At 38.6% G+C, this 18890-nt stretch carries 18 protein-coding genes and 1 pseudogene; 7 read left to right on the top strand and 12 right to left on the bottom strand.

All coding sequences use genetic code 11. From position 1 onward, the window contains the following. Positions 1-222: 222 nt before the first annotated feature. The 4 genes from FJR08_RS06650 to FJR08_RS06665 form a co-directional block, all read right to left on the bottom strand. The gene (locus FJR08_RS06650; protein ID WP_174783013.1) at positions 223-603 is read right to left on the bottom strand and encodes a hypothetical protein; all 381 of its coding nucleotides are present in this window, start codon (positions 601-603) and stop codon (positions 223-225) included. 61 nt (positions 604-664) lie between these two features. After that, positions 665-2380 carry an aconitase/3-isopropylmalate dehydratase large subunit family protein gene (locus FJR08_RS06655; protein WP_168632628.1) on the bottom strand — a complete coding sequence of 572 codons (1716 nt, stop codon included), beginning with the start codon at positions 2378-2380 and terminating at the stop codon, positions 665-667. Positions 2381-2405: 25 nt separating this feature from the next. Then, positions 2406-3455: an isocitrate/isopropylmalate dehydrogenase family protein gene (locus tag FJR08_RS06660; RefSeq protein ID WP_168632629.1), complete on the bottom strand. Its 1050-nt coding sequence runs from the start codon at positions 3453-3455 to the stop codon at positions 2406-2408. Between the two features lie 553 nt (positions 3456-4008). Further along, positions 4009-4653 carry a DUF3386 domain-containing protein gene (locus tag FJR08_RS06665; RefSeq protein ID WP_015078970.1) on the bottom strand — a complete coding sequence of 215 codons (645 nt, stop codon included), beginning with the start codon at positions 4651-4653 and terminating at the stop codon, positions 4009-4011. A gap of 103 nt (positions 4654-4756) precedes the next feature. On the opposite strand from FJR08_RS06665, the gene FJR08_RS06670 reads away from it, so the two are divergent. The 3 genes from FJR08_RS06670 (at position 4757) to rlmN (ending at position 7709) form a co-directional block, all read left to right on the top strand. Further along, on the top strand, positions 4757-5413 hold the full coding sequence (locus FJR08_RS06670; RefSeq protein WP_015078969.1) for a LuxR C-terminal-related transcriptional regulator: 657 nt from the start codon (positions 4757-4759) through the stop codon (positions 5411-5413). A 236-nt stretch (positions 5414-5649) separates the two neighbouring features. Further along, positions 5650-6483 (top strand): metallophosphoesterase, encoded by an 834-nt coding sequence (locus tag FJR08_RS06675; RefSeq protein ID WP_168632630.1) that lies wholly within the window; start codon positions 5650-5652, stop codon positions 6481-6483. A gap of 155 nt (positions 6484-6638) precedes the next feature. Further along, positions 6639-7709, top strand: coding sequence for a 23S rRNA (adenine(2503)-C(2))-methyltransferase RlmN (rlmN, locus tag FJR08_RS06680; protein WP_168632631.1), 1071 nt, complete (start codon positions 6639-6641; stop codon positions 7707-7709). Positions 7710-7722: 13 nt separating this feature from the next. On the opposite strand, the gene FJR08_RS06685 is transcribed toward rlmN, so the two are convergent. The 4 genes from FJR08_RS06685 to FJR08_RS06700 all read right to left on the bottom strand — a co-directional run bounded on the left by FJR08_RS06685 (position 7723) and on the right by FJR08_RS06700 (position 11825). Further along, positions 7723-7902, bottom strand: a complete 180-nt coding sequence (locus FJR08_RS06685; protein WP_015078966.1) for a hypothetical protein — start codon at positions 7900-7902, stop codon at positions 7723-7725. 686 nt (positions 7903-8588) lie between these two features. After that, positions 8589-9365: a sulfite exporter TauE/SafE family protein gene (locus tag FJR08_RS06690; RefSeq protein ID WP_015078965.1), complete on the bottom strand. Its 777-nt coding sequence runs from the start codon at positions 9363-9365 to the stop codon at positions 8589-8591. A 72-nt stretch (positions 9366-9437) separates the two neighbouring features. After that, complete coding sequence (locus FJR08_RS06695) at positions 9438-10154, bottom strand: hypothetical protein (protein ID WP_168632632.1); 717 nt, start codon at positions 10152-10154, stop codon at positions 9438-9440. Between the two features lie 57 nt (positions 10155-10211). Then, positions 10212-11825: an iron uptake porin gene (locus FJR08_RS06700; protein WP_174783009.1), complete on the bottom strand. Its 1614-nt coding sequence runs from the start codon at positions 11823-11825 to the stop codon at positions 10212-10214. A gap of 403 nt (positions 11826-12228) precedes the next feature. Here FJR08_RS06700 and FJR08_RS06705 point away from each other — a divergent pair, with 403 nt between their 5' ends. Then, positions 12229-13215: a site-specific DNA-methyltransferase gene (locus FJR08_RS06705; RefSeq protein WP_168632634.1), complete on the top strand. Its 987-nt coding sequence runs from the start codon at positions 12229-12231 to the stop codon at positions 13213-13215. 8 nt (positions 13216-13223) lie between these two features. Here FJR08_RS06705 and FJR08_RS06710 read toward each other — a convergent pair whose 3' ends face one another. The 4 genes from FJR08_RS06710 to FJR08_RS06725 form a co-directional block, all read right to left on the bottom strand. Then, positions 13224-14066, bottom strand: a complete 843-nt coding sequence (locus FJR08_RS06710; protein WP_015078961.1) for a helix-turn-helix domain-containing protein — start codon at positions 14064-14066, stop codon at positions 13224-13226. Positions 14067-14292: 226 nt separating this feature from the next. Further along, positions 14293-15348, bottom strand: coding sequence for a YwqG family protein (locus FJR08_RS06715; protein ID WP_174783010.1), 1056 nt, complete (start codon positions 15346-15348; stop codon positions 14293-14295). 86 nt (positions 15349-15434) lie between these two features. After that, positions 15435-15752 (bottom strand): hypothetical protein, encoded by a 318-nt coding sequence (locus FJR08_RS06720; RefSeq protein ID WP_015078959.1) that lies wholly within the window; start codon positions 15750-15752, stop codon positions 15435-15437. Positions 15753-15901: 149 nt separating this feature from the next. Beyond that, positions 15902-17185, bottom strand: coding sequence for an aspartate aminotransferase family protein (locus FJR08_RS06725; RefSeq protein ID WP_168632635.1), 1284 nt, complete (start codon positions 17183-17185; stop codon positions 15902-15904). 54 nt (positions 17186-17239) lie between these two features. On the opposite strand from FJR08_RS06725, the gene FJR08_RS23130 reads away from it, so the two are divergent. The 3 genes and pseudogenes from FJR08_RS23130 to FJR08_RS06735 all read left to right on the top strand — a co-directional run. Continuing rightward, entirely contained in the window at positions 17240-17497 is a 258-nt protein-coding gene (locus FJR08_RS23130) for a hypothetical protein (RefSeq protein ID WP_217357487.1), read from the top strand. Between the two features lie 21 nt (positions 17498-17518). After that, a complete protein-coding gene (locus tag FJR08_RS06730; protein ID WP_015078957.1) occupies positions 17519-18583 on the top strand; it encodes a TrkA family potassium uptake protein in 1065 nt (354 codons plus the stop codon). A 69-nt stretch (positions 18584-18652) separates the two neighbouring features. After that, positions 18653-18890: pseudogene (locus FJR08_RS06735) on the top strand (leucine-rich repeat domain-containing protein); the annotation flags it as partial.

Genomic DNA, 18890 nt, shown 5'->3' on the forward strand with positions numbered 1-18890 from the left:
CTTTTCCTAGCGAGGGTAAATAGGGGCTGCTGAATAAACCTAGAACTGAGATATATCAAGAGTTTGAAGGTAAAAAAGGTGAATCAGGTGCAAGGAATAAGGGTTGAAATCAGCAAAAACCTATCACTTGACCAGATTCAATACTATTCTTCTCTTCTCTTCTTCTAATTCTTCCTCCTGACCCTTCGACAAGCTCAGGGCATCGCTCCTGACTCCTGACTCCTAGCCCTCACAGACAACTTTTTCAGCAAACCCTAAATAGTTTTTGCTTTCTGAACTCAGATGATTTTTCAATTTGAGTTTTAACTCGTCTGAAATGGGTAGCTCTTCAATTTCTTTGACAAGCAATCTCACTGACTCAGTTTTGATTCGTTCTGAATAGACGGACTTAATAATAGCTTCAATCCCGTATGCAGCAATTGCATCTCCTAAAACTTTTGTCAGTCCGAGTAAACCTATCCCTCCGACAATGCCAAATGGTCCGCCTACTGCTGTAATGGCAGCAACAATACCAGCATTACTACCTGCTGATGTGACTGCTAAAAGGAGAAGAATTACGCCCGGAAGACCTAGACCTGCAAATTTTTTCACAATTTCATCCATTTTATCACCTAGCATTCTCGTATTGTGGGTTAAATATTTTTTATTTCCCTCTTTTTTAGATTTATTTTTCATCCAGAAGGTGGCTAATTTTCCCCTTTATGGCTGATATTGCCACTGTTCTTGGCGAGGCCAAATAGTTTTTACCTGTAGGATCGCCACTACGTCCTTTAAAGTTGCGATTGGTTGCATAAACTCCTGTTTCTTCTTTATCTAACACCCCCATTCCAGAATTAATACAAGCTCCACAACCTGACTTGAGAATCTGTGCGCCTGCTTGTGCAAAAATTTCCAGATAACCCAAGGCTTCAGCTTGTTCACGAATCTCTACGGAAGCAGGGACCACAAACAAGCTCACGCCATCTGCCAGTTGACGACCTTGTAAAACTTCAGCAGCCTGGGCTAAATCATAAAGCTTGCCCCCCGTACAAGAGCCAATAAAAGCTTTGGTAATCGGAGTCTCCTCTAACTGGCTAATAGGTATGACCTGATCTGGTTTTGGAGGACGGGCAACTTGTGGTTCTAAATTACTGAGGTCAAATTGATATACTTTTTCGTATTCAGCATCAGGATCGGCAGTCATTTCTACAAACCCTTGTGTAGAACGACTTCTGACATAATTTCGGGTTGTTTCATCAGGAACAATTAACCCACAGACTGCACCACACTCAATAGCCATATTAGCTAAAGTCAATCGTTCATCAAAAGGTAGTTGTGCGAGTATTGATCCTCTAAATTCCATTACCTTACCAGTAGCACCAGCACAACCAATTTGACCTAAGATAAACAAGATAATATCTTTGGCACTAATATGGTGCGGTAGAGTTCCCGATAAATCAAATACTAATGTTGATGGAACACGAATCCACATATCCCCCATAGCATAGATATTCGCCATATCCGTAGTTCCCACTCCTGTGGAAAAAGCTCCTAATGCTCCATAGGTGCAGGTATGGGAATCTGTGCCGGCAATGATCATCCCTGGTCGGACAAATCCTTTTTCTGGAAGTAAAACGTGACAGATACCTGCGGCTTCCCCTGGGGAAACTACATCAAATAAGTGACATTCTTGGTCTTTGGCAAACTGAACCATCTGTTGATACATGAGTTCAGCTTTGTGATCAACACGGATGTCATTGACTTGGATGAAGTGATCTGCGACTAAAACTACCCGTTGAGCATCCCACAGCTTTGCATCTTCTCCATAGTGTTTATAAAATATTTTAGCGACAGGGCTGGCCACAGCATCGTGGGATAGGGCTAAATCAACTTGAGCAAAAACCACTTCTCCTGGAGTGACGTAGGTATTACCAGAGGATTTGGCTAAAAGTTTTTCCACTAAAGTCATGGGTCGCGGGGAAGTCACGCTGGCAGGAATGGTAATTTTTCCCTGACGACGCTTTTGATTAAAAGGTATCAATCCACCGGCTGCGGCGATCGCATCAACTACCGGATTCTCCGGTTTTTCTCCCAAAATTTCGAGGGTAAGTCCAATATTGATACTATTACGATAAAAAATTTCTGCGAACGATCTCGCCCGAATCAGTTCTATTCCCGCAGCTTTGATGGCAATGGGGGCAATTTCTCGACTAGAACCACAGCCGAAATTTTCTCCGGCTTCAATCACATCGTATTTTAGTAACTCCCCTACTCCAATCAGATGTTCTAAAGCATAGTGTTTCAAATTATCAGGGTCATCATTTGTCGCCCGGTTGGCAGGCATAATATCATCAGTATTGATATCATCACCTAAGTATAAAATCTGTTTGATACTACTCATAAAGCCCCCGGAATTGAGAATGTTGTTAGCTGGAAAGTTCTTCTAGTAAAAGGTCAATTAATTTTTCAGTATTGACAAATATTTCAGATCCTTGGGGAAACAAATCGGCTGTCCGATATCCTTCAGATAACACTTGCTCTTGCGCTGCTATAATTCGTTGGGCAGCACCCACTTCCCCCCATTGCTGAAGCATTAAAACACAAGCTCCAAGAGTTCCTAGAGGATTAGCAATTCCTTTACCTGCAATATCTGGGGCTGTACCGTGAATTGGTTCGTATAGTCCAAATCCATCAGCATTCAGACTGGCTGACCCTAATAAGCCAATAGATCCAACTAAAGCTCCACCAATATCGCTCAGAATATCTCCAAACATATTGCCCGCCAAAACTGTATCAAATCTCTGGGGATTAAGAACCATTTGCATGGCTAAGTTGTCTACCAGCATTGGTTCAACAACAACACCTGGAAACTTGATTGCTTCTTCTTGGACTATACGAGTCCATGGCAAATGAGGCAAAGCATTTTCTTTGTGAGCTACGGTGAGCAATCCTCTTCGCTCTTGGGCTTTTTGTAAAGCTATACGAGCGATCCGTCGAATCTCTTCATCGTAGTAGAGCATGGTATGGTAGCCATAAGCTCCCTTTTCATCTGAAGAACGTCCAGCCGGTCCAAAATAAATCCCACTAACTAATTCTCGAATGATTAGTATATCGAGTCCTTGAACCTTTTCTGGCCGAAGGCTAGATTTATGCACTAAACTATCAACAATCCGAATTGGACGCAGATTGCAAAAAAAGTCATAGTGCTTTCGCAGTTCTAGGAGTCCCCCTTGGCTAACCGCACCAAATACAATCCCATTAGCTCCATCGCACAGTTGGACAGTGGCTTGAGGGAAATAACTACCCATTTGCAAGAAGGCAGTTGCACCAAGCCAACCATAGTCTACCCGCAAGGTAAATCCTTCAATTTTAGCGACGTGTTGAAGAATTTGCAAGGAAGCTTCTACAACTTCTGGACCAATTCCTTCCCCCGGTATGGCGACAATCCGATAAGATGGCTTACTTAAAGACCCCATTTTTCCGTATTTGTTAAGTGAACTACCCTGTCCGTAAGACTGACAGGGCTTCCCAATTCATCGGGAATAGCCTCTCTTGTCTTAGTAGTTCTGTTGGCCTGAGAGTTAGACATTCCCCCCAAGGACAGGAGTCCTGATTCCCAAGACACTTACCTATTAGCTTGGAAGTCTCTTACGGCGTTGGTACTAATAAGGATTAATACATCTTTAAATTGTTAAAGCTGAACTTCCCTCAGTAAAAACATTGACAATTTTGAAAATAGCATTGATTTGGCACTTTTCGTCGTATGAAAATACCAAGAATTATTGCTGACTACGGCAGGCTAGAAGCACAACCAAAAATATAATACTAGACAATCTAATATATGACAATACCTTAGCCAAAGATAATTTTTGGCAAAACTGCCAACAATAAGCTTAAACACAGGACTTACCCTGGATTTCTCACAAAGAAAAGAAAAAAATCTGGAGATGATTTCGTAGTGAGGGCTGAAGCCCGCAAATGGGGAATAAATTCCTCACTACAAACTTTGAATTATTCAAGCCGTTCTACTTAACCTAACAACTCAATGTTAGAAAAGATGAAATCTTGAATAGAAATGCGTTCTGCGATTTCTGTGCGGATTTCCCGACGGTTAAGAATGTAGTAATTTCCTACCTTCTCATATTCATCAGTAAAATCGCTTTTACCGCCCTTTTGAGCGCCGGTTTCGGGGTCATGATAAACAGAATTGTATGTGTGAGAAAGATATCCTTCTCCAGTGTCGTGACTGCTGAAAGTGTCAATAGTCACAAAAGTACCGTGAATTAAACGGTGAACGTGGCAAACTTCATTGTTACGCACTTTGTACTTATCTCCTTCTGACTTTCCACCAACAAAAATTTCGACTGCGCCGGTTGCGTCAGTTTCACCGGGTCTAAAAGTATTTGCGCCGTGGGTTTGTTCAAAAGCGCGACGGACACGGTGAACGGCGATTTCCCAAGCTTGTCCGTGAATGGCTTTTTTAGCAGCTTCGTCTTCCACATTCAGAACTTCTGCCTTCATATTGGCATCAATCACCACTTGACCTTTGATCACTTGGTCATCATACTTATAAGTAATATCTGCGGTATAGCCAGGGAAATTTTCATCCCAAGTATAACGGTTTTGATAGGCAGCCTGAAAAAGTTCTTGGGCTGAGATTTGAGTAACTGTCATCGTGCTTGTCCTCTGGTTACAAGTTAAAATAGCTTTTTATCGTTGCTGGTATTAGCATAGAGGTAATTATCGAGGTTCGCATAGACCCCAAATGGGTACACTTATGGCTAAAACTCTCCACGCCATTTTTCAAGCGATCGCTAATGTCCAAAATGAGCAAGAATTAAAACTAGCTCTCATGGATACCATTGGCGACCATTTTGCAGTACAACATTGGGGTATGGATCTCCTAGGTGACCAATTAGATACTCAAATTGAAATTCCCGCTGTCTGCTTAGAAGCTAATCCCATTGGGCGTTATGTTGTCGAACGTCACGCCCCCACCCATGAACAATTAATTTTATCCCCAGAAGACTGGAAAAACTATTGCACTCGTCACGAACACGTAATGACTGGTCCCATAGTTTGTAATGGTCAATTAGTGGGGACTTTAAACTTTGCTCGTGACCCCGGAAGTCAGCCTTTTGATAGTAATGATTTAGCTGATTTAAGTGCAGTTTGTTTACATTTATCAGCGAAAATGGCCACACTCCAAGCAACACCAAAAACCTTTGCATCTGCTGGTAATTGTCCTCTCACAGCGCGAGAATTAGAAATTGCCAAATTAGTGGCTCAAGGTTTAACTAATGGGGAAATTGCCGTTAAATTATGGATTACTCAAAATTCTGTCAAGCAAGCTTTAAAAAGGATGTTCCGTAAATTAGAGGTTTCTACTCGTGCGGAAATGGTGGCAAAACTACAAGATAGATTAGTTTCCTAATAGCTATAAGTAGATCATCATAGAATGATAGATAATAGATACCCGACTTCTTAAATAAGTCGGGTATCTGAGTATTCAAATATGTTACTCTTTTGCTACAGTTAATATCAAAATATTTTGTTAATGTCAAAAGAAATCCGATTATATTTTGATAATTATAGGTTGGGTTAAGCGACAGCAACCCAACAAAATTTCAGAAATGTTGTCTTGATTTATAAACATAGTTTTATTCTATTATGCACAAATTATTAACTGGAGCTTTGTCCACAGAAAAATTGACAGTGAAAATCCCCAACTTACCTCTATCATTAGCAGGATTAAAGTTGGTACAAATGTCAGATTTTCACTATGATAATGGTCTATTATCAGAAAAAATGTTAACAGAAGCAATTGCAGTTAGTAATGCCACAAAACCAGATTTAGTTATTTTAACTGGCGACTATGTTAACACAATTGCTAAACCAATTCATCAACTAGCACTAAGATTAAAAAATCTAGAAAGTCGCTATGGTGTCTATGCTATCCTTGGCAATCATGATATTTGTTATCCCAGTTCAAGATCAGAAATTACAAATGCTTTAACAAATGTGGGGATTAATGTACTTTGGAATCAAATTGCTTACCCAGTTGGAGAAAAATTACCTCTAGTGGGATTAGCGGATTTTTATGCCAAAGAATTTAATCCAGAAGCAATTATGAATCAACTTGATTCTACTACACCTCGGATTGTCTTATCTCATCACCCAGATACAGCCGAAATCCTCAAAAAATGGCGGGTAGATTTACAATTATCTGGTCATAGTCACGGTGGACAAATCGTAATTCCTGGACTGGGGCCTGCAATGATTTACTATGCAAAAATAGTCAAAAAAATCCCCAAAAAAATTCGGCGTAAATTACCATTTTTACGGAAAACCCATTCTATATTACGCCATTGGCAATGGTCACAGGGTTTACATAAAGTGGGAAATAATCAATTATATGTAAACCGAGGTCTAGGAACTTATTTCCCCGGACGGTTATTTTGTCCACCAGAGGTTACTATTATTACTTTGGAAGTCTCTCCATGAAGATTTATAGAATAATAGACCGCAGATAAACGCAGATAAACGCAGATGAAGACGGATGAATAATTTCTTCCTTTGCGCCTTTGCTCCTTTGCCCCTTTGCGCGAAACAAAAACAATATAGTACAATAGAAAATTAGCATCAAATTGTGATTTTTTATGTCTGCTACGCCGTTTGTATCTCAGCTAGATTCTCCTAACTCCACTAAATCTCAACTTCTTCCCCCTCTCCTTGGTGCTTCCGTGACGGAGTTAACTGCTTGGGTACAGCAGCAGGGACAACCGAGTTATCGGGGTAAGCAATTGCATGATTGGATCTATAATAAGAGTGTGCGATCGCTCGCTGATATTTCTGTATTTCCGAAAAATTGGCGTTTGCAAGTTGCAGATGTTCCCATAGGTCGTTCTTCTCTACATTACCGTTCTGTTGCCCCCGATGATACCGTCAAATATCTCCTCAAATTGACTGACGGGGAAATTGTGGAAACAGTGGGTATTCCCAGCGATAAACGCTTAACAGTCTGCGTTTCTACTCAAGTTGGTTGTCCTATGGCTTGTGATTTTTGTGCGACTGGGAAAGGTGGTTACAAGCGTAATCTTACCCGTGCGGAAATTGTTGATCAAGTCCTGACTGTCCAAGAGGATTTTCAAGAACGGGTGAGTAATGTGGTATTCATGGGCATGGGTGAACCATTGTTGAATACGGAAAATGTGCTTTTAGCGATTAAATCCATTAATCAAGATCTGGGAATTGGTGCGCGATTTATTACACTGTCTACTGTAGGTATCCGCGATCGCATTCTTGAAGTCGCCCAACACCAACTACAAATTACCCTCGCTGTCAGTCTCCACGCACCCAACCAAGCATTACGAGAACAACTCATTCCCAGCGCCAAACCCTACCCCATAGAAGACTTACTGGCAGAATGTCGAGAATATGTAGAAATAACTGGACGCAGAGTTAGTTTTGAATATGTTCTTCTCGCTGGAGTCAACGACTTACCCGAACACGCTTTAGAACTATCAAAACGTCTGCGGGGTTTTCAAAGTCACGTTAACTTAATTCCCTATAATCCCATTCAAGAAGTAGATTATAAAAGACCAACCCGCGACCGAATCGAAGCCTTTGTTAATGTTCTTCAACAACAAAATACTGCTGTTAGTGTCCGCTATTCTCGCGGTTTAGAAGCCGATGCTGCTTGTGGACAATTAAGAACAACAAAAAGGTAATTAAAATTGTCAATTATTTCCTAGCATAAATGCCTGGTGCATAAGCCTCAATTACTTTACCGGTGCGGGTGCAAGTTATCATTAGGTAATCGCAACTAGGGCATTGTGTCCGCGTAATTTGACTATCAGAAATATAGTGACGTTCAGCAGCACTACCGCAATTTGGGCAATGAATCTTTTGTGATACTTGCATTTTAAAACCCCTGGATTTAATAATTTTTTAGAAAAAGTGACAAAAATTGTTTAATTGTTGTGAATGTGAAAAATTTGATATCTTAGGTCATTATCTCAAACCTGATAATTATTATCATCATACCTGAGATATATAAATTTACTTTAGATGTAACTTTCCTTAGATTAGCCGTGATCCCTATGGTGTAATCCTTGAGATAGTCCTGTTTATTCTTGTGGAAAAATAAGTTATTTTCCCATTCAAGCGTTACCAAATAGAAAAAACTGTAATCAAAGTCACAAAATCAATAGTTTTATATTTAATTAATATTTGCACAGACCACATACCTATCCCACCAGTCATACAATTATTGTGGGGTGGGCTTCTAGCCCGTCCATTTAGTATTTAGGGAACATCAAAAAATAAATTACCCAATTTTGTGGGATGGGCATCCTGCCCGTCCTTGATGATTAGCGGGCAAGACTTGTACTGAGCTTGTCGATAGCGCAGCGTGGCGTTAGCCATAGTATGCCCGCACTACAAGAAATTTTTGGGTATTTTTTTAATTGGAAGTCCCTTATACTAGATACTAGGAAAATATATTAGTCCGTTTTAACGGACTTGAGCTATGAGACAGGGAATTTATTCCCTTTCCGGTTGTGGAAGGCAACAGATAAGCCGTTTTGAGTATAATTGTATTTACCTACTTAACCATGAATAAAAAAGTAAGTAGTCATCCCAAAAGCTACCACAATCACGAATTTTCGCACCAAGCTGGGTTCTAGTCTGCGGGCAAAATGAGCGCATAAATAACCACCCAGAGAACCACCAACCGCCATGATCATAACTTGATGCCAAGCAATCAAATTAGCGAACATAAAAGGAATAATTGCCACACCATTAATGCAACTACCCAATAAAGTTTTAAAAGCATTAATAGAGTGAATATTTTTCATCCCTAAAAAGGTTAAAGTTGCTAACATTAAAATGCCTATACCCGCACCGAAAAAACCACCATATATAGAGATTGCCAATTGAGAAACTAGGAGAATAAATAAAGGTGGAGGTGCAGAAACATCATTTTTACTCTGAAGTTGCAGCCAGCTTTTTAGAGATTCACTAAATGTAAATATCAATGTTGCTGATAGTAACAAATAGGGCAGCATCTTTTTAAATACATCTGGTGATGTATATAATAAAGCCACTGAACCAATGACACCACCCACTAAACTGGTACCAGCTAGTAATAATAATTGTCGTTTTTCGATGTTTAAATCTCGACGATAAGCTCCTGCACTAGCTATAGCTGCTATCCACAGTGCAGTATTATTTGTAGCATTAGCGTTAATTGGGGCGATACCTGTAAATATCAGGGTAGGAAAGGTAATAAAACTGCCACCACCCGCTACAGCATTGAGTCCACCGGCAATAAATGCGGTGCTGAACAGAAGTAAGCTATGGATTAAAGTTAAATCTTGCGGCATTTTCTGTAATTAATAAACTCAGTTATACTGTTGTACAATAAAATACTGTAAGTTTATCGAATTATAGTTGATTTATTTTCTGGGTGCTGTTAAACCGGGGTAAATTCTCGAAGGTAGTCCAGGAGTTGTTATCAACCCAGGAGAACCAACTCTCCCATAGTTGGGATTATTAGTTAATGATTGAATAACTTGGGGATTCAAGCCTAATTGAGGTAAGTTAAACTGCTCTGTGGCTGTTCTCCCTAAATTTGATAATACACCAAGGTTTGTTAAATTTGTCCCAAAATTAAATGCTCCAGGTTGAGTTATATTTGTGAGTAAATTAGTATCAATCTTGCCACCAGTAATGGCGATATTTCCGGCTTGGGTAAAGTTATTAATTTTCTGAAGAGAAGAGACAACACCATTGATAGTTATAGGAGTATTATTAAAAAGTAGAGAATTACCATTAGCAGTTTGTGATCTCCCAGTTATTAAACCAGATAAAGTCCCAATTGTCGGTTGACCATTTTGGAGAATACCTCCTAAATTACTAACTTCTTTTAATTGTCCAGTCCCTTGAAAATTAGATATTCTACCAATGTCAGTTTCTAAATTAAATGAGTTAACATCTAACCCAGTGAATCTATTAGCAATAGGGACTATGGGATTGTCATAGTTATAATTCAGATTTCCAGATAGATTACCACCTTGAATCATGATTTGCCCTTGAACAGGTAAACTAGCAGCTAAAATATAACTACTAAATATTCCCACTTTTAAAATATTACTAATAGATTTAGTCCACATTTTTTTTGCAACTCCTATTATAGAAAAATTTGTATTTTAATTGGTAAGAATATATCTTTAGAAACTAAAAGTTGTTCGGAGAACACCAATGGTAATCATGTCGCTATTCGGGCTATGTCTTGGCTCAAATATCAAGATTACACCAGGAGTAATATTAATATTATCTGACATTCGATAACGATAGAAAGCTTCTATATGAGTAGTAGTTCCTGGTTGTCCTCCCGCACTACCAAGAGAATCTTTAAGAATACCTGGAAGATTATTACCTGTTGGTAAATCACTACTAACAATTTTCGGAGGTTGTCCGACATAAATTCCCCCCAAATTTCCTTGTCCCAATAAATCAGGAAAGTTAAGAAAAGCCATCCAATTATTAGTTTTTACACTCCCTGATTGTCCAGGTATGCGAGAAGTCGTAAAACCTCCCCAACCACCTATTGTCAACTTAGGATTAACCTGCCAAGATGCAGTAGCACCAAAAGCATCAGTTGTCAGGGGACTAGTAGAAGTAGGTGTATAAGCCAATAAATCATCACCAATTCCAGTTCCTAAAAATCCTGTAGTCGAGTAGGAATTAATATAATTTAGTGCTACATCAATATTATTAGTAGGAGCAAGATTTAATTGCACTCCGGTGGCATTTCCCCCATTAAATAATCCGGCATTTTGGCTACTATCGGCGGATTTACTCGCTGTATAAACTGCTTGCAAACTAATTCGTTTATTCATTTGCCAATCCAAGCCCAAACCACCTGTACCATTACCAATTGCTAAAATTGGGTTACGTTGAGCAAAGGCAGAAATGGGACCTTTACCTGCACTTTCTATGCGGTTTGCTCCTCGAAAAGTGTTGATAGGATTAACCCCTGCTGGACCAACTATTACTGCTACTTTATCACCTACTAAAAACCGATAATTGAGGTCAGTTAAAACTAAGCTATTATCTGTATTACCTTCATAAGCTAATCGGGTATCGTTGGTTATTCGCGGGGCATTGAAACTAGCTGTACCCCCATTACCAGCTTGTAATCCTGTTACTAAAAAGCTGCGGTTTTTAAATTGGGTAAGTAGTGTGAGTTGAACATTACTAATAACGTTAATTTTTGTTCCGTTATCTATTGTTTCTTTAATCCCATCTTTTGGTGACAAATCTGCACTATTTTCACTCCGTCCTTGAATACCAAAAATTGCTTGTCCAAATAGTTTGGTAGTTGTGGAAAATTGATTTGCTTCTAGTTCTGTGGTTTTTGCCTCTAAAGTATCTACTTTTCCCCGGAGTGTGGCTAATTCAGCAGCAAATTCTTCTCCTAATTTTTGTAATTTACTAAAATCTTCTTTTGTGACTGCGTTACTTGTGCTTGTAGCTATCAATTCATTAACTCTATCTAAACAAGCATTTAACCCAGCAGCGAATTCATAGCGCGTTAAAGCTCGATTTCCTCGGAAAGTTCCATTGGGATATCCAGCAATGCAAGCATATCGTTCAACTAGAGATTGTAAAGCCTGAAATGCCCAATCTGTGGGTTCTACATCTCTTAATTGAGAAACTGATGTAACTTGTTCTATCTCTAATGAATCAACATTTTCGCCATTAGCTATAGCATGACTAAATAAGGCATAAGTTAAATTAACTACAGATACCAGTAATATTCTTGTGATTAACTTGATCATCTTTGCTTGCACACCACACATTAATAAGTGATGATAGATTAATGTTTTTATTTTCGCAATACTTATGCAATATCAGAGACAAAATAAGATAATTTTGGTTGTTTTTGCCTTGAACCAACTAGAAACAATTAAGCTATGATGAAGTTAATTTGTATTATTTTGTTTCAAATTGTTTAAAATCTTGCCAAAAGTCCGCTTCTAATGCCTTTGGTAACATCATAACCCAGTCTATAAAACGGTAAAGGTTACGAATATCCTTTTCTGGCATTGTTCATACAATGCCGTGCCGTCAATGGCACAATCTTTCACTATGTGTAGGCCTTTACAAGAACTGATACCAAAAATATGTCGTTTTGATATTTTAGGATTATAGTTATAGAACTAACTCTTAGTGCGTCTGACAATGGTTCTTCCCAATCCACTATATACTACAGACTGCGGTGCGGCTTATCTTGGTGATTCCCTACAATTGCTGGATCAACTGGAATCTGACTCAATAGATTTAGTGCTGACATCACCACCTTTTGCCTTGCAACGCAAAAAGGCTTATGGCAATGTAGAGCAGGAAGATTATGTTGATTGGTTGCTTGAGTTTTCCAAAAAAGTTTATCGAGTTCTGAATTCAACTGGTAGTTTCGTACTTGATTTAGGTGGAGCTTATGAAAGTAAACGTCCAGTTCGCTCTCTCTATAACTATCGAGTTTTAATTAAACTTTGTGATGAATTGGGATTTAGACTGGCTGAAGAATTTTTTTGGTATAACCCAGCTAAACTACCTTCACCAATTGAGTGGGTTAATAAGCGAAAAATTCGAGCAAAGGACTCTGTAAATACCGTCTGGTGGCTCTCAAAAACTGATCATCCTAAAGCAAATGTTAGTAATGTTTTAGTCCCTTACTCTGAGCGAATGAAGAAGCTACAGGCAGATCCTCAAAAATACTATACACCGAAAGAAAGACCTTCAGTCCATGATATCAGTAAGAATTTTGCTACTGATAATGGTGGTGCTATACCATCAAATTTGTTAGAGATTGCAAATACTGAAAGTAATTCTAGTTATATTCAATTATGTAAATCTATTTCCATACCCCCTCATCCAGCGAGATTTCCTCAAAAGTTGCCAATGTTTTTCATTAAATTTTTGACTGATCCTGGAGATAAAGTTCTAGATATATTTGCAGGCTCAAATACTACAGGTTTTGCGGCTGAACAGATAGAAAGAAGTTGGATTGCTTTTGAAAAAGAGCCATCTTATTTAGCATCTTCAGCTTTCCGGTTTCTAGATAAAACTCAAAGCTCGAAGGAGGCTCTGACTCTTTATGAATGTCTTCTTGCTCAAAAAGAATCTGTTTGTTTAACTACTTCAAAGCAATTAGCTTTGAAATTATGAAGGTTACTTTAAATTGGCAAATTTCCTGGAATTGTTTGTTGATTCTGTTTAGGATAAACCAACTCACCTTCTTTTTCTATTAAACTTAAAGGGATTTTAGGATTATTAATAGATTCCATTCCGCCACGTATTCTAGATTCCCAGTAACTGAACTTAGTTTCAAGTGAAGTAGGGTCAACTCTGTATATAGCTTTTAATAAAATTCCTTCATAAACAGCAATATACCAAGCTTTTACAGCACGATATTTGGCTAAGATATCAAGGTTAAGATGATGATTTGTGGTGACACTTTTACTTAAAAGTTTATTAATTGTTTTTAATTCATATTCATTTTTTTCTGCATCAATTGCATCATTGCCTTCACGTCCAGGTGATATCCGCAAACCAAGTAAGATTAAAACTTGAAGAACTTTCCCTCCATTGTCTTGAAAAACATCATTAATACCATACTCATTTGCCAGACTCTGTAATTCCTGAATAGCCCCAAGTGCTGTCTGTAATCGTTCTAAATCTGAACGGCGCTCTTTAGTTGTGTTAACTGCTTCCTTAACAGGTTCAACAAGAGAGGGAAGAACTACCGGAGTTTGTAATTCAGTGAGAAAGTTTGTACTGATATCTGTTTGGGGTGTGACATTCATTAAGTATGGTACTGACACTTTCAGGGCTTCAGCAATATCTAAAATTGTTTCAAAAGACGGAGCGCGTTCACCTCGTTCTATGTAGCTAATATGCTCAACGGATTTATCAATATCCTCTGCTAACTGCTCTTGTGTAATACCTCTGTCTTTGCGAAGGGCTTGGACTCTATCACCAAAAAGCTGTTTAACTTCTTTATATCTTTCAAAACTCATAAAAAACTAAAACGAACTAAAAGTACGTCTTGAATCTTATACAAAGCATCAAAATGTTAAAACGAACTAAAAGTACGTTTATGCTTAGAGTTCAATTAACTACCTAAATTGGGTTAGTATTTGAACAAATTTTATTTACTACTTCCTTAATTCTGAAAGTTACAGAATAGGTATCTCAGATAATATTAGGTTTATTTAATCCTAGAAAAGCCTAATTCACCTAATTTCAACAACAATTATAGGTGTACAAAATCTGAGAAAAATCCAACCGTTTCAGTGCAGAAGGTTGAATATAAAAGTTACCAACTCCCTCATCTCCCCACATAATTGAATGCTCATCATCAGAGTTCATTTGCAATAGCAGAAAATCATAACCTTCCTCTTCCTGCAAATCTGCACGATCATCATTTTGCACAAATGCGGGATATCCTCCTAAACAATGTCCTCCTAATGATTCCTCATATTTTTCTTCATATTCATTGAGAAAATCATCTACAAGTTCTTCTAAAGAATTTTCCATTGCTTTGGTTAGATTATCTTGTTGAAAGATGGGAAAATGGCTTTTAACTAAGTTTCTAAACCGATAATCTGATGCACTCATAGGAGTTGATTTAATAGCGAAATTCAAACCCAGACAGTCTAATAATGGCAAACCTATTCCTGGAGGTAAAAAATCAAAATTATCTAGAAGATTATCAATATTTAAATCTGGTTCTGGAAAGTAAATAACTCGAAAAGTAGTTTGTTTTAATTGGGGATATTCTTCAATTCCATAGGCTGTTTCACCTCCGGCTTCAATATAAAATTGAAGAATCCCTTTTTCTGGTAAATCTTCTAATTTAGGAGTTTCAGCAAAGTTGATTTGTGCTAAAAGATGGAGGGGTGTACCATCTGGGGCTTCAGGATAGGTCGTATTTTTGGGCAGGTAAGGTAAACCACCAAATTTACTTTGCCATAGGGTAGTTTCTGTTGTTGAAGATGGAGTAATTTCTATATAAGGTTTGATAATTGCATTGGCAAATTCATCTACTTGATTTTTTAATTCTAAGAACATTCCATACAATTCATCTGGAGTGAGATCTTTGTTATTTTCGTCTACGGTCACAGATTCGATATCATACCAACCGTGTGTGAGTAATTCTTGAATACTTTGATTAAAAAAAGCTTCTGCTTCGGCTTCAGAAGAGAATTTATGCAGTTCTTGATAATGGGTAACATTGCAGCCATCTAGGTGAATGGACGTTCTCAGGGAACTTAATCTAAATATTTTATTGCATTTCATGATAATTAACCTTAGATGTGATTATGAATGATACTGGTAATATTTGAAGGGTCTTTCTTTTATTTGTAGTAAGTATTATTTTAAAATCATATTTTACCACATACTCCAGTTTCATTAATTCGGAAAACATGCAGTTTGACATTTGGGTATTTTTGATGTGCTTGTTGTGCGGCTAATAAGGGATCTTCATGAATAAAATATTCACGGCTATTTGGCTCAATTGCTATGTACCAGTTATAGTGAGTTTTAATGAGTTCTGCTTGTAACTGCTCAAAAATTATTTTACAGTTTTGAGACAATGTTTCCCGTTCAGTCTGCCATTGTGCTTTCTGTTCTTGAGTCCATTGAATTTCTGGGAAGATTCTGCCTCTGCGGACTGTATGAGTAGATTTTGTTTCTGGCATAGCTTCGTTGTGTATTAATGAAAAATATATTATTCCATTTTATCGCATTTTTTGATTAATTTATTCCAAATTGATATGTTGAAAATTATCAAGATGAAAAATTCGTAATTGATAATTCTTGAAATTACGAATTACGAATTTTTAATTACCTATGCTGTCAGTTTAGCTAATGCCTTTTCTACAGCTTTTAATGCTTGCTTGATTTCTGCCTCTGTGACAATGAGAGGGGGAACAAACCGCACTACTTTAGGACCTGCGGGAACAAGTAATAAACCTTCTGCCATTGCAGCTTTGACAACTTCACCAGCAGTTAAGGGAATATCGGCTTTGATTTCCATGCCGCTAATTAAACCCCAACCGCGTACTTCTGAGATATGCTGAGGATATTGACGAGCGATCGCTCTTAATCCTTCTCGTAAATGTGCGCCCTGTTCTCTGACATTCTCTAAAATATTCTCTTTTTCCAAAGTCTCACACACACTCAGCGCCACACCACAAACAAAGGGATTACCGCCAAATGTACTTGCGTGTTCTCCTGGTTCAAAAATATCGCAGAACTTCTTACTCATCATCGCACCGATGGGAATACCACCGCCCAAACCTTTCGCACTGGTGAAAATATCTGGTTCTACTCCCAAATGTTCATAACCCCATAATTTGCCACTGCGTCCCATACCAACCTGTACTTCATCAAAAATCAACAAAATGCCAGTTTCGTCGCAAATCTCCCGTAACCGCTTAAAGTAAGCAATATCCCCAGGACGAACGCCACCTTCCCCTTGCAATGGTTCAATTAAAATTGCCCCGACCCGATAATTACCTTCGTCTAATTCAGTAACAGCGGCTTCCACTGCTCTAATATCGTTGTAATTTACATAATGGAAACCAGGAACTAAAGGATCAAAATGCTTTTGATACTTGGGTTGTCCAGTGGCAGTCACAGTGGCTAAAGTCCTTCCGTGAAAACTGGCATGGGCAGTTAAAATGATTGGGTGGGCAATTTCTAGGACAGTGTGGGCATATTTCCGCGCTAGTTTAATTGCTGCTTCGTTGGCTTCAGCGCCAGAATTGCAGAAAAATACTCTATCTGCACAGGAATGATTAACAATCCATTTAGCTAATTCACCCTGTTCAGGAATATAGTACAAATTGGAAACATGATGCAATTTCTGGATTTGTCTAGTTACAGCCTCTACCATTGCTGGATGGGCGTGTCCTAGAGTACAAGTGGCAATGCCCGCGACAAAATCCAGATATTCGTTGCCCTGACTATCCCAAACACGGCAACCAGCACCCCGTTCTAAAGCCAAAGGAAACCGCCCATAAGTGGACATGACAGCCGCATCGAAGCTATCAACATCAAAAGGTGTAGATGGCATAATACCTGACTCCAAGGGGTTCGTGGCTTGTTCAATTAGAGTTTGCACGCTCACTACCGCTACTCCTGAAAAGCTTTTATCGTAATACTTTACTAGGTTCTGGGAAATATGAACAAAATTTTTGATGATTTTAGGAGGAGTCACCGAGTCAGGAGTCAGGAGTCAGGAGGAAGAAAGAACAAAGAGGAAAGAAAGAAGAAGGAGGAAAAATCACCCATGATTGTGCAAATATTATTTATTTTGAATCCCTACATGAGAAATTGTTTAATTCTTAATTCGGGCTTGCTGATTTTGAAACTATCAAAAAACTATCACTTTTCCAGATTCTTCCTCCTGACTCCTGACTCGGTGACTCCTGACTCCTGAACTCCTAATTCTTAATTGCCTGTGTATTCTACCCTTGAACAAAAATATCAACGGATTCAAAAAGAATTAATGGCTGGGGCGCTTGCTTTAGCTGGTATTTCCCTAATTGGGACTTTATGGTATTCCCTGGTTGAGGGCTGGAAATGGGAAGATGCAGCTTACATGACTGTAATTACTCTAGCAACTGTCGGTTATGGAGAAACTCACCCATTAGGTAGCCGAGGGCGTTTATTTACCATTGTCTTAATTTTAATGGGTGTGGTGAATCTTACTTATATTGTTAATAGATTTACAGCCGCAGTCATTGAAGGTTATTTTCTAGAAGGAATTCGACTCCGACAACAAAGGCGTTTAATGGAATCATTATCAGAACATTATATTATCTGTGGATTTAGTCGCACTGGGCGACAAATTGCTAAGGAATTTCAGGCTGAAGCTGTTTCTTTTGTCATTATTGATTCGGAACTTGAATCTGTCCAAAAAGCCCAGGAAATTGGTTACATTGTTTTTCAAGGTGATGCGACGTTAGATGATACTTTGTTAAAAGTTGGCGTTACTAAAGCAATTTGTATTGTCGCGGCTTTACCTTCAGATGCGGAAAATTTATATACTGTTTTATCAGCAAAAACTCTGAATCCAGGCATTCGGGCGATCGCTCGCGCTAGTACAGAAGAAGCGGTACAAAAGTTACAGCGTGGTGGCGCAGATGCCGTAATTTCACCGTATATCACCGGCGGCAAACGCATGGCAGCAGCAGCCCTCAGACCGCAGATTTTGGACTTTGTGGATGGGATGCTTTCTGGTACAGACCGTCAGTTATATATGGAAGAATTTTTACTAGATTCCGATAGGTGTCCCTTCGTTGGTCAAAGTTTACAAAAAGCCAAATTGCGATCGCAATCAGGCGCATTAGTTCTGGCAATTCGTCGTCTTGATGGTAAACTCATTGGTGGTCCAACTGGAGATACTGTTTTAATGTCAGGAGATACTTTAATTTGTATGGGTACGGCTGAACAATTGCGGGATTTAAATCAAATTCTTGGTCCAATTAATTCTATTCCCCTTAAACGTCCGAAAAATAGCTAAAAGCAGACTTATTTTGCAAGTTAGAAGATGGTAGAATTACTGTAGCTTTTTTGTATAACTTGTAAAATCATGAAACTAGCTTTAGTAGCGGCCACTATTTTTACCCTGACTTTAGGATTTTACACCCCAAAAGTCACCGCAGCACCTATAAAAACACCTAAGACCTTTACAGAATGGTGTCAACAAAAAGCCAGTTTACCTCAAGAGACCAGAAGAACGGTAGAAGCATTATTAAATGTTGCTGAAACGCAAAATTGTAGTCAAGCTAATCAAACGCTGACTAAATTGACTTCTCTTGACCTTGGGG

Source organism: Dolichospermum sp. UHCC 0260, from assembly GCF_009711985.1.
In the GTDB taxonomy this organism is placed as follows: Bacteria; Cyanobacteriota; Cyanobacteriia; order Cyanobacteriales; family Nostocaceae; genus Dolichospermum; species Dolichospermum lemmermannii.